Here is a 13,633-nt window from a genome sequence, read left to right as displayed (position 1 = left end):
CCTAACATTTCTATGTATTATGGTTTGCAACGATCTAGTCAACACTGTATAATGAACGGGAACACATATTCTTATCTTCCATATTTTTTAATTATAAGAAAGTATAAGTTTCACGTTATACTTTAATCCTTATAATTCTCGCACAAACGCTTAACGTCTTTTAGAGACGTCAAGGGCGTTTTAGCTTGCCATCGTATGGAGAGAGAACATTCAGACAACAATTATAATATATTAATCTAGTTTAGACGATAGAGGGGAGACGGGCAAATGAGTGATATTGTCGTCAGTACAAAGACTTTTGAATTGGAGTCCGAGTATACACCCCAGGGCGATCAGCCTCATGCCATAGAGGAATTACTACAAGGCATCCGGCAGGGCAAGAAGCACCAGACGCTGCTGGGCGCGACGGGTACGGGGAAGACGTTTACCGTTGCACAAGTTATTTCCAAATTAAACCGCCCGACGTTAGTTATTGCGCACAACAAGACTTTGGCTGCCCAACTGGCGAGTGAGTTTAAGGAGTTTTTTCCGCATAATTCGGTAGACTATTTCGTCAGCTACTACGACTATTACCAACCAGAGGCGTATATTCCCTCCTCCGATACTTATATCGAGAAAGACTCCAGTATTAATGAAGAGATTGATAAATTGCGCCACTCCGCAACGAGCTCCTTGTTCGAACGGCGTGACGTTATTATTGTGGCGAGTGTGTCTTGTATTTACGGCCTCGGTTCGCCGATGGAATACGGAAGCTTGCTTTTGTCATTGCGGGTAGGGATGGAGAAGCCTCGAAATGAGATTTTGAGCAGGCTAGTGGATATCCAGTACCAGCGTAATGATATCAATTTTGTACGCGGAACCTTCCGTGTACGTGGTGATGTGGTTGAGATTTTCCCGGCATCTCAGGGTGAACATGCCATTCGGGTCGAATTGTTCGGTGACGAAATTGAACGAATCACTGAGATTGATGTACTGACGGGTGAACTGATCGGGGAGCGCGATCATGTCGCTATTTTTCCGGCGTCTCACTTTGTTACCAAGGAAGAAACGATGCGGGTGGCACTGGTCAACATTGAAAAAGAGCTGGAAGACCGCTTAACGGTTCTTCGTGACGCAGGAAAGCTTCTTGAAGCTCAGCGTTTGGAACAACGGACACGTTATGATATTGAGATGATGAAAGAAGTGGGCTTCTGTTCTGGGATTGAGAACTATTCCGGACCGCTCACCTTCCGTGAACCAGGGGCAACACCGTATACATTAATGGATTATTTTCCGGATGATATGCTGATCGTTATTGACGAGTCCCATGTAACGCTTCCGCAGATTCGGGCGATGTATAACGGTGACCGGGCGCGTAAGACGGTACTGGTAGAGCATGGTTTCCGTTTGCCGTCTGCGCTGGATAACCGTCCACTCCAGTTCGAGGAATTCGAAGAAAAGGTGAAGCAGATCGTGTATGTTTCAGCGACACCTGGACCCTATGAAATGGAGCACTGCGACACCATGGTGCAGCAGATTATCCGGCCTACAGGTCTTTTGGATCCGATCATTGAGGTTCGTCCTACAGAGGGACAAATCGATGACTTGATTAGTGAAATTCGTGATCGGGTGGAACGAGATGAACGTGTACTCGTCACAACGTTGACGAAGAAGATGTCGGAGGATCTGACGGATTACTTTAAGGAAATTGGGATTAAGGTTCGTTATATGCACTCTGATATCAAAACGCTGGAGCGGATGGCGATCTTACGTGATCTTCGTCTTGGTACATTCCATGTTTTGGTAGGCATTAACCTGCTAAGAGAAGGTCTCGACCTCCCAGAAGTATCGCTGGTCGCTATTCTCGATGCTGATAAAGAGGGCTTCCTTCGTTCCGAACGCTCCCTAATTCAGACGATTGGTCGTGCGGCCCGTAACTCCGAGGGTCGTGTAATCATGTACGGTGATCGAATCACTGATTCGATGGAGAAGGCGATGAGCGAAACGTCGCGTCGTCGCGCCATCCAAATCGCCCATAATGAGAAACACGGCATTACCCCAACCACCATTAATAAAAAGGTGCGTGACATCATCGAGGCTACGAAGGTTGCCGAGACTAAAGCGGATTACCTCACGGGTGTTGGTGGCAAGATGAATAAGAAAGAGAAACAAAGCCTGATCCAGCGTCTGGAAGCTGAAATGAAGGACGCTGCGAAGAACCTGCAATTCGAACGCGCGGCAGAGCTGCGTGACGCATTGTTGGAGCTTCGGGCCGAGTAATAAACCTCAAATGCATCACCGATATTTAAAATAAGTAATTGAACGGTGCTGTCCTGGCCGTTCTTTTTGAATAAATAGATGGACGCGTATCCCATAGGGACAGCGCTCCACAACGCTTTTGGCACTTACGCGCATCCCGTAGGGACAGCGTTCCGCAACGCTATAGTAGTTGCGATAATCTCGCACTTCCCGCTCTTAGCTAGTATGCGCCTAACGTCCAAGCGGTCCCGTAGGGATAAGCGTTCCAAGCACCACTGTCACTAAGTCCCGTCCCACCAGCCTCCTTCGCCAAAAAGTGCAGGTGTCCAGAGGGTGCAACCCTTGGGGCCCTCCCTTGGAAGGGAGGGTTTGGGAGGGATCGAAAACGCTTTTAATAAAGCTCTGAAATCGTTAAGACTTTGATATTTGATTCATTAAGGAGAGGTTCCGTTGGCGAACGATAATATTGTAATTAAAGGCGCGAGAGCGCACAATCTCAAAAACATCGATGTGACGATTCCACGTGACCGTTTCGTCGTGCTGACGGGGCTGAGCGGCTCGGGTAAGTCTTCGCTTGCATTTGATACGATTTATGCTGAAGGACAGCGGCGTTATGTTGAATCCTTGTCAGCTTATGCTCGTCAGTTCTTGGGGCAAATGGAGAAGCCGGATGTGGATTCGATAGACGGATTATCCCCGGCAATCTCTATTGATCAGAAGACAACAAGTCGCAACCCGCGCTCCACAGTTGGTACGGTTACTGAGATCTATGACTATCTCCGGTTGCTTTTTGCTCGAATCGGTCACCCTCATTGTCCAGAGCATGGAATTGAGATTACTTCCCAGACCGTTGAACAAATGGTAGACCGGATTATGCAGTATCCAGAGAAGACTCGTTTGCAAATCCTAGCGCCTATTATTTCAGGACGTAAAGGTGAACACAAAGGACTCTTCACAGATATTTCTAAGCAAGGGTTCGTACGTGTGCGTGTGGACGGTGAGCTAAGAGATCTGTCTGAGGATATTGAACTTGAGAAGAATAAAAAACACACCATAGAAGTTGTTGTAGACCGGATCGTCGTTAAAGACGATGTGGAGACCCGGCTGACGGATTCACTGGAGACGGCACTTAAACTTTCGGGCGGTAAAATCCTTGTGGATATCATCGGTCAGGAAGAGCTGCTGTTCAGCTCTAATTTTGCTTGTCCGATTTGTGGTTTCAGTATTGAAGAGCTGGCACCACGTATGTTCTCCTTCAACAGTCCGTTTGGAGCCTGCACAGAGTGCGATGGACTTGGAATGAAGATGGTGGTCGATCCAGATCTGCTTATTCCTGATGCTGAGAAATCCATTGAAGAAGGTGCTTTTTTAGCTTGGACTGGAAGTACTTCTAATTACTATCCGCAATTTCTAAAGTCCGTGTGTGAGCATTTTAATATTCCACAGAACGTTACAGTGAGCAGTTTAACACCTGATCATATGAATAAACTACTGCATGGTACAGGTAGTGAGAAGGTTCGCTTCAAATATGAGAATGATTTTGGACAAAAGAAAGATGCGATGGTTGCTTTTGAAGGGATTATTCCGAATCTGGAGCGTCGTTACCGGGAGACCGCATCTGACGGTATTCGTGAATTTATCGAAGGATTTATGAGTGCTAAGCCTTGTCATGTCTGTAAGGGTAAACGTCTGAAGAAAGAAATTTTGGCGGTTACGATCAACGAACAAAATATTTCGGATATTACCGATCTCTCGATTGGTGACTGTCAGCATTGGTTTGAAGAAATAAAGTTAAGTGAGAAAGAGACAGCTATCGCCAATCTCATTCTTAAGGAAATCTGCAATCGGCTGGGATTCCTGGTGAATGTCGGATTGGACTATTTGACACTTAGCCGCGCAGCAGGCTCGCTATCTGGTGGTGAAGCACAGCGTATCCGGTTGGCCACTCAGATCGGTTCCAGTTTGATGGGTGTACTGTACATTCTGGATGAGCCAAGTATTGGTCTGCATCAACGGGATAATGATCGCCTGATCTCTACGCTTGCTCATATGCGTGACCTAGGCAATACGTTGATTGTTGTAGAACATGACGAAGATACGATGATGGCAGCGGACTATATTATTGATATCGGACCGGGTGCGGGTATTCATGGTGGACAAGTTATGGCGCAAGGAACACCAGAAGAGATTATGAAAGATCCGAATTCTTTAACCGGTGAATATTTAAGCGGTCGTAAGTTTATTCCAGTTACCGCTAAGCGTCGTGCTACCGATGATCGTTGGATAGAAATTCGTGGCGCTAAAGAAAATAACCTGAAAAATGTGAATGTGAAGATTCCATTGGGTGTATTTACGGCGGTGACTGGTGTGTCGGGCTCCGGTAAATCTTCACTTATTAACGAAATTCTGTACAAGAGCTTGGCACGGCAGCTAAATAAGGCTGTGAAGGTGCGTCCGGGTCAGCACAAAGAAATTCGCGGCTTGGAAAATCTCGATAAAGTTATTGAAATCGACCAATCACCAATCGGGCGTACACCACGCTCTAACCCAGCAACCTATACTGGCGTATTTGACGACATTCGTGATCTGTTCTCCAAGACAAATGAAGCTAAGGTGCGCGGTTTCCAAAAGGGACGGTTCAGCTTTAACGTTAAAGGCGGACGCTGCGAAGCTTGCCGTGGGGACGGAATTATCAAGATTGAGATGCACTTCTTGCCTGACGTATACGTTCCTTGCGAGGTATGTAAAGGTAAACGTTATAACCGGGAAACACTAGAAGTGAAATATAAAGGGAAAAACATTTCCGACGTACTGGAGATGACAGTAGAGGATGCTACAGAGTTCTTCGTGAATATCCCGCGTATTCATCGTAAAATGCAAACGCTGATGGATGTGGGTCTTGGCTACATTAAGATTGGTCAGCCAGGTACAACATTATCCGGTGGTGAAGCGCAGCGTGTGAAGTTGGCTTCTGAGCTATACCGTCGTAGTACAGGCAAGACACTCTATATTTTGGATGAGCCTACAACAGGTCTGCATGTGGACGACATTGGTCGTTTACTTGAAGTATTGCACCGCTTGGTGGATTCCGGAGAATCGGTTCTTGTCATTGAGCATAATCTGGACGTTATTAAGACTGCTGATTATATCATCGATATGGGACCAGAAGGCGGCAGTGGCGGCGGAACCGTACTGGCAACAGGAACACCAGAGAAGATCATTACTGTTACGGAGTCTTACACAGGTAAGTATCTGAAGCCAGTTCTGATTCGTGATACAGAGCGTACTGAAGCGCTTATGCTTGAGACGGCGGAAACTACCTAAGCTATAAATAGCTGGATAGTATAACTACTAAATAATAAAGGTCGCGGCAATTTGCCGTGGCCTTTATTGTTTATTGTCCAAAATTATTATTTTGGGAAAACAATTGATCGGTACAATTGCTGGTAGTCACCAGTAAATTAGAGCCTTTATCCGTTCTGATGTGAGTTTTCTAGTAAACGTTATATGACTCCTATAAAAAGAATACTAAATAATAGACGGGATAGGCATATGTAGGGCATGTCCGTCGTAAGATTTAATGAGGAACATGCTGTTGCTGTAAGTATACTTAATGGGTAATAGAATAACTGTAGGCTCGATGGTTCCTTGAAAAATAAATAACTAATTGTAATATACATTTTGTTCTATTAAAGGCTTCAGCTACTAGATTGGGGAAGCAGCCTTAGAACTAAAATCAAACCGATAATCGGCTAATTTGAGGGGGCTTAATCCATAACTGATACTTCATTTCATCACCTTCAAAAAATAGAGCATTACTCGTTAGGTTGTATCGCTTTCGCCGGAAAATACCAAACGTCAATGAACAAAATCATTAATTTATCAGATTTTGCAGCGATAAAATATTTTTTTTGCGACAAATACATAATTTTTCTACAAAACCTATTGCATCGCCCAAATGGTAGCGATAACATAGAAGAGGATATGGGGAATACTGGATCTTGCTTGACAACATTTTTGAGGAGGTAAGGTAATGCTACTTGCAGAAGTTGCCGCGCAAGGACCGTCTAAATTTCATACCTTTGATGTTTTTATGATTTTATTCACTATCCTAATTTTGGTTGGAGTCGTTCGGTTACTGAGAGCTCCCCAAAAGAACAAGTTCGCCATTGCTTTCGGAGCGGTTAGTTTGTTGGTTTTTATAATCTCTGACTATGCCATGGTGATGCATTGGTTAAGTTAACGGAAGAATTAAATTGAACAGCTTTGCACCAAAAGACTCCTTTAACGCCGTGGGCGCATTGAAGGTGTCTTTTTTTCAAATTATATAATGTAAAATTAATCCATTCGCAGAGAGAGGGTCTGGTGAAGGTTGATGAGGATTGGGGAGAAGCTGGTGAAGAAAGGAATGGGCTTGCTGCTGTGCGGTTTGTTGCTGTCAGGAGTATGGAGTGAGTCGGTTTATGCGTTGGGTGATACGACTAAGACGGTTAGCGCGGCGACCACAATCCAGAGAGACAAAATCAAAAATTCAACAGCAGCGGAAGACCCCGTACCAGGGATTATTAAAAGTATCACCCCCTCCGTAGTGGGCATTATCGGCAAAGACGATAGTGGGGGGGCTAGCGGACCGGATGATCGATACAATCTGACGCATGGTTCTGGCATTATTGTGAAATCGAATGGATGGATTGTAACCAATGCACATGTCATCAAGGATCTGCAGAATGCCTTGGTAGTGACGTCGGACTCCAAAACCTACAGCATTAAAGAAACATATCTAGATGAAGTTAGTGATCTGGCCCTGATCAAAATCAATGCCACCTCCCTTAAACCTGCAAAGTTTATTCCATCGACCGGCAAAACCGTTGTTGGTGAGAAGGTAGTGGCCGTCGGAACACCGATTAGCTTTTCTCTAAGGAATTCAGCGACCGTAGGGGTTATAAGTGGCCTTAACCGTGAAGTAGCTGCGGCTTATCGTCTGATCCAAAGTGACACAGCGATTAATCCCGGGAATAGCGGGGGCCCGCTAGTGAATATGAAGGGCGAAGTGTTGGGAATAAACAGTCTGAAATACTCAGCGGTGGGCGTGGAGAATATGGGCTTTTCAATACCGTCGGATACCGTACAGTATATTATGAACCAGCTTTTTAAGTACGGTGAAGTAAAACACCCGAGTCTTGGATTGGAGTTAGAGCCGAGTTGGTCCTCGATTGTGGGCTTGCCAACGCTTGATCCCCTGACTGTAACCAAAGTGATTTCTGCTGAAGCACGCAAGGCGGGTGTTGCCGAAGACGACGTCTTGTACAGCATTGACGGCCACCGTGTGGTCTCACTAGTTGATATTAATGAATTGTTTAAAAGCTATTCTCCAGGTACAACGGTACGACTGGTTATGCAAAGTGATGGGGATATCGTCATCCGTAAGCTGGTACTCACTCAGGGTGATCCCCTATTAAGTGAAGAGGGTTCAGGAGCAGATGGAGACGAGCATACGGAAGAGTGATCAGGAAACTCGAGAGGGGGACGGAAAATGGGCTTTAAAGTTTTAAAACAAGGATTGTGTGCGATGCTGGCCTTATTATTGCTATTTTCTATATTACCGATACCAACCGCACGGGCAGCAGAAACAGACAAGCTGCAGTTGAGTCTTAAAGTTGGCAGTACTTCTGCTACGGTGAATGGCAAGAAGGTGACTATCGAGCGGCCTTATATGGAGAACGGAACGGTTATGGTACCGCTCGGGGTTTTTAAAAAGACATTTGGCAGCACGGTTTCCTTAGAAGGAAATGATGTAGTGAAAGTAACGTACGGCTCTCATACAGGGTTAATGACGATTGGTAGTATTAGTGCCTGGAAGGATGAGACTAAAGTTAAACTCACCTCCGCGCCTCGGATGGTTTCAGGTGTGTTGATGGTGCCGCTGCGTTTTGTGGCGAGTGTACTAGGTGCAACCCTCTCCCAGGGTAACGGTGGTGAGCTGATCATTACCTTAGTTCCTGCAGATAATGAAGGCGATGTGCCAGTGGATACTGGTATTGATAGCGATGTGGGGAAGACGCAAATTGGGAACAGTTATTTTCAATGGACACTAAATTATCCTTCTGGACTGATTACTGGAAATAGCGGTGGTGATGAGAGTGTGGCTACCTTCTCCAGTGCGGACAATCTTTATTATTTGGAGATTCATGCAAGTGATCAGGCAGTTGCTGTTGATGCAGATGGGCTATTAGAACAACTAGTCCGGGAAGTCGAGTTAGGCAGTGAACTGATATTAGACCGGGAGTCGTTCCCGAAAGCCTCTGTACCCTATGCACGATTGGTCAGTAAAGATTCTAGCGGAGCACTCTGGGAAAACAGGCTGATCTATGCTGAAGGTAGACTTTACGAGATTTATTTGACAGATGAGAAAGCCACTAATTATAAGGATTTAGCCAAATATGCGGGGTTACTGAGCTCTTTTCGGCCCTCTTTTGACACTAAAGATAACAAAATCCGTGATCTCTCTACCGTAAAGAATGGCTTAAGTGAAGCTTATAATGAGGACTATGGTATCTCACTACAGGTTCCTGCCGCTTGGACTAAGGATGACCAGCATTTTTATTATGAAAGCAAACAAGGAAGTCATTTGAGTGTGGCGATTACATCGGCACCTGCTGGTTCTACACTAGAGAGCTGGGCTGAAGAGTTGAAGACAAAAACGCAGGAGAACTTTGTAGCGGACGCTTATGTTTTTAAGGATAGCATGAAGTCTGAAATCTCCGGCGTACCTGCGCAAATAAGTGAGACACAGCTGAATTTCGGCAACGGTTGGGCGACAGAATATCAGGCACTCGTACTCAAGAATGGGTACCGTTACTATTTCGAATATGTGACACCTGCTGGACAAGAAGACGATAAGGCCAAATTTAAAGCCATTATATCCTCTATTGATATTGATTTTGATCTGTTGAAGGAGAACTTCGGGCGACTCGCTAGCGATGACTATAAGACAATCAAGAATAAAACGATAACCAAAGTATCTAAAAGATACGGCTATGCCATCGACATTCCACGTTTATGGACACCCGATCAAGATGTATTCGAGACACAGTTGGTAGAGTATCGGTTCATCGGAGGACGTTTCCAGATTAACTCGAAACCTGAAAGCTCAGACGATTATGCGGTGAATATGCTCAAAGATTCTTATCAGAATAAAAATAATGATCCTAAAGGTCCTCGCATTGAAAGTATAGTGGAGTCTACCTTTGCTGGTGTTCCTGCTACGATCCTTACTGTGCATCAAATCAAGAATGGTGTTCCTCTCCGCAGTAAGCACGTTATTTTTGGTAAAAATGAGGTGGTCTACACGATTACTGTTACGCTGAATGATGCCAATGCTACTGCAGAACAGCAAGCTTTGTTGGATAAAACGCTGCAGTCGTTTCGGTTTACAGGGAATGAGTAGTTTAGAGGTGTTTGGAGTTCATGACTAACTAATAGTAGAGTGTAATTCAATTAGATGAGAACGTCCTTGTAGCCAAAATGGCATGGGGCGTTCTTTTCTTTATATAAATGTTGGTAAACACATGGCGCTGAGATGTGATATTTGATACAATTATCAAGTTAATCAACTAGAAATGACCCGCCACATGGCGGTTTGGGAGGATATAAATGAAAGAGCAACAAATACGCAGAGAAGACGTGGAGCTATTGGCACCTGCAGGTGACTGGGACTGCATGCGTGCGGCGGTAGCGAACGGAGCGGATGCTATCTTTTTTGGCGTAGAGAAGTTTAATGCACGGGCGAGAGCGAATAACTTTCGCATGGACGAGCTGACGGAAATTATGGCGTTTTTGCATAGCTATGGTGTGAAGGGTTTCCTGACCTTTAATATACTGGTTTTTGAAAATGAATTGTCTGATGCGAAAGAACTGATTGACGCTTGTGTAGATGCTGGCGTGGACGCAGTGATTGTACAGGATTTAGGTTTGGTCAAAATGATCCGTGAAATCTCACCGGATTTCCCGATTCATGGTTCGACGCAGATGACCATTACTTCACCGGAGGCGGTCGAGTTCACTAAGCCTTTCAGTTTGGAACGTGTGGTACTCGGTCGTGAGAACAATCTGAAGCAAATTAAGACGATTGGGGAACAAGCCCGTCTGCCGATGGAAGTATTCGTGCACGGAGCCTTATGTGTCTCTTATTCGGGTCAATGTCTAACTTCGGAAATGTGGGGTGGACGTTCCGCCAACCGTGGAGAATGTGCCCAAGCATGCCGTCTGCCTTATGATCTGATGGTGGATGGAGAAGTTAAACCAATGGGTGATGTGACTTATTTGCTCTCTCCTAAGGATTTGGCAGCTATTGATCTTATGCCTGAGCTGATCGAGGCGGGTGTAACTTCTTTCAAAATCGAAGGGCGCCTCAAGAGCCCGGAATACGTTGCGAATGTAGTTAGTAAGTACCGTAAGGCAATTGATCGGTATTTTGATGGCGATATGTCCAAACCATCGAAGGAAGAAGTTCGTGAACTGCAACAAAGCTTCTCCCGCGGTTTCACGCATGGTTTCCTAGATGGAACGAACAATAAAAAGCTCGTAGACGGCACTTTCCCGAAAAGCCGTGGTGTATATCTCGGAACGGTTGAACAAATTCTTCGTGATGGCGTTGTCTGCCGTATTCATGCACCTCTTAAGCGGGGAGACGGAATCGTGTTTGATGCAGGGGATCCGACGAAAAAAGAAGAAGGCGGACGCGTTTACGACCTTCGTCGTAAAGGTGTGAAGCTCGAAGGTGAAGCCGGAGAAGGCTGGATCATCGACATCGTAGCCGGTCGTAATGATGTGGATCTGCGTCGTCTAAATGTCGGTGACCGCATTTGGAAGACAAATGACCCTGCGTTAGACAAGGCGCTGCGCCAGACTTATGAGACAGAGAAGCCGTACCGGGTATTCCCGGTACATGTGCGAGTGCAGGGCTGCGTCGGCGAGAAGCTGACCACCTGGTGGACGGACGTTCAGAAGAACGTTACCGTCCGTGTGGACTCGGAGCTCGCGCTGGAAACAGCGCAAAAGCGTCCGATGGATGCCGCGCTGCTGGAAGAACAATTCGGCCGCCTGGGCGGAACCGTGTTCCAGCTTGACGCGCTAGAGTCGCATCTGCAAGGCGACGTGATCGTCCCTATGCGCGAGCTGAACAGCATCCGCCGCCAAGCGGTGGAGCTGCTTGCGGGCGAGCGCCCGAAACCGCCCGTGTACGTGAAACGGGCGATCGAGGTCTACGGCGACGCTACCCGCAGGGGTGTCGCTCCGCAGCGCGCTGGTGAAGCGGAGCTCACCGCGCTGTGCCGCAGCCTGCCGCAGGTGCAGGCTGCGCTCGAGGCCGGCGTGAGAAACATCTACGCCGACTTCGAGTTTATCAAGCAGTTCCCGGCAGCGGTAGATGCGGTACGGGCTGCAGGGGCCAGCATCGCGCTGGCCACACCGCGCATTCATATGCCGGGTGAGAACGGCTACCACGCCAATATTCTGCGCCTGCAGCCTGATGCCGTGTTAGTACGCAATACCGGCGCGCTGTATTATTATCTGCGCCGCCGCCAAGAGCAGCCTGATGCCGTGCATCCACGCCTGATCGGCGATTTCTCATTGAATATTGCCAATCATAAGGCAGTGGATCTGTTCCTTGAGGCAGGCTGTGACATGGTAACACCATCCTATGACTTGAACATTCAACAGATGGTCGACCTGCTTGAACATAGTGATACCTCTCGTATGGAGATCGTAATCCATCAGCATTTGCCGATGTTCCACACAGAGCACTGTGTATACTGTACCTTCATGAGTGAAGGCACAGACTTTACGAACTGTGGTCGTCCATGTGAAGAACATCGCGCTTCTTTGCAAGACCGTATTGGAATGTCACATCCAGTTCGTGTGGATGAAGGCTGCCGTAATACCGTCTATAATGCAGTTGAACAGTCCGGTGCGGAGTATTTGAATAATTTCCGTGATCTAGGCGTATCCTCGTACCGCGTGGAGTTCCTGGAAGAGACACCAGAGCAAGTGGCTGAGGTAATTAGCCTCTATAGCCGCGCACTTCGTGGCGAAATCTCTGGTACACAGGTATGGAAGAGCTTGAAGGCTACCAACCAGCTGGGGGTTACACGGGGACAATTGGTTAACGCGAAGTAATAAGGGTTAAAGGTATAGGGCTAGGTGACTACCGGAGGGTGCTCTGGTGTTGCTTGGCCCTTTTTTGTAGATACCCTCTCGTCCTCTTTGTTACTTGCATATACTAGATAATATATAGGTGAGAGTTAGCAAAGGGGGGGATCTTGTAAAAGACTTATATAATTTCTCCCTCTCCGATTTGATTGGAATAGATATACAAATATAACAAACACTCTGACATTAATCTGTTATAACTGCTATAATTAAAGGAAATATGCCATTTTACTATACAGAGTATTTAAGATGGAAGAGTAACCGACAGAAGGAGTTAATGTGATGAAGATCCGTAAAGCCATTATCCCCGCTGCAGGTCTTGGTACCCGTTTTTTGCCTGCAACTAAAGCAATGCCTAAAGAAATGCTACCGATAGTAGATAAACCGACGATCCAATATATTGTCGAAGAAGCAGTTGCTTCGGGAATCGAGGATATTATTATCGTGACGGGGAAAGGGAAACGTGCGATTGAAGACCATTTCGACAACTCTTTTGAACTAGAGTTTAACTTAGCAGAAAAGCAGAAGTGGGAACTTCTTGAATCCGTTCGCAAATCCTCCGAAATGGCTGATATCCATTACATTCGCCAAAAAGAACCAAGAGGTCTTGGACATGCGATTTGGTGTGCACGTAAATTCATTGGAAATGAGCCGTTTGCTGTTCTGCTAGGTGATGATATCGTTGAAGCGGATAAACCGTGCCTCAAACAGATGATAGATGTTTATGATGAATATAAATCTTCAATTGTAGGCGTTCAACCCGTTCCATGGGAAGAAGTATCGCGTTATGGTGTTGTAGACGCTTCGCCTTTGGCAGAACGTGTCTACAAGGCAAATCGTCTAGTAGAGAAGCCTAAGAGAGAAGAAGCCCCCTCAAATCTAGCGATTTTGGGACGATATATCTTAACTCCACGTATCTTCGATATGCTTGGCGAGCAGCAGGTAGGTGTAGGTGGAGAGATTCAGCTTACGGATGCCATCTCCCGATTAAGTGAAGTAGAGCGGATTATTGCTTATGACTTTGAAGGTAAACGTCATGACGTTGGTGAGAAGATGGGCTTCATTCAGACCACCATTCATTATGCACTTCAGCATGAAGAGCTTAAAGATGATTTACTTCGATATATGAAAGAGCTTATAGATAGTGAAGTTGCTAAGGCAGGGCTTTAAATAGAACTCATATCAT

7 protein-coding genes are annotated in these 13,633 nt (G+C 46.1%); all 7 read left to right on the top strand.

Annotation, left to right across the window (positions count from 1 at the left end):
• Positions 1-267 precede the first annotated feature (267 nt).
• A complete protein-coding gene (uvrB, locus tag PAENI_RS11060; protein WP_149645280.1) occupies positions 268-2,259 on the top strand; it encodes an excinuclease ABC subunit UvrB in 1,992 nt (663 codons plus the stop codon).
• Positions 2,260-2,688: 429 nt separating this feature from the next.
• Positions 2,689-5,562, top strand: coding sequence for an excinuclease ABC subunit UvrA (uvrA, locus tag PAENI_RS11055; protein WP_149645279.1), 2,874 nt, complete (start codon positions 2,689-2,691; stop codon positions 5,560-5,562).
• A gap of 709 nt (positions 5,563-6,271) precedes the next feature.
• Positions 6,272-6,481 (top strand): DUF2759 family protein, encoded by a 210-nt coding sequence (locus PAENI_RS11050; protein ID WP_042192275.1) that lies wholly within the window; start codon positions 6,272-6,274, stop codon positions 6,479-6,481.
• A gap of 153 nt (positions 6,482-6,634) precedes the next feature.
• On the top strand, positions 6,635-7,744 hold the full coding sequence (locus PAENI_RS11045) for a S1C family serine protease (protein ID WP_262495577.1): 1,110 nt from the start codon (positions 6,635-6,637) through the stop codon (positions 7,742-7,744).
• Between the two features lie 27 nt (positions 7,745-7,771).
• On the top strand, positions 7,772-9,685 hold the full coding sequence (locus tag PAENI_RS11040; RefSeq protein ID WP_149645278.1) for a stalk domain-containing protein: 1,914 nt from the start codon (positions 7,772-7,774) through the stop codon (positions 9,683-9,685).
• A gap of 206 nt (positions 9,686-9,891) precedes the next feature.
• Complete coding sequence (locus tag PAENI_RS11035) at positions 9,892-12,414, top strand: U32 family peptidase (RefSeq protein ID WP_149645277.1); 2,523 nt, start codon at positions 9,892-9,894, stop codon at positions 12,412-12,414.
• Between the two features lie 315 nt (positions 12,415-12,729).
• Positions 12,730-13,617, top strand: a complete 888-nt coding sequence (gene galU, locus PAENI_RS11030) for a UTP--glucose-1-phosphate uridylyltransferase GalU (RefSeq protein ID WP_149645276.1) — start codon at positions 12,730-12,732, stop codon at positions 13,615-13,617.
• The last annotated feature ends 16 nt before the right edge of the window (positions 13,618-13,633 follow it).

This window comes from Paenibacillus sp. B2(2019) (assembly GCF_008370385.1).
Lineage (GTDB): Bacteria > Bacillota > Bacilli > Paenibacillales > Paenibacillaceae > Paenibacillus_AQ.
Note: the sequence above shows the minus strand (reverse complement) of the source record. Positions and strands in the feature narration are given on the sequence as shown.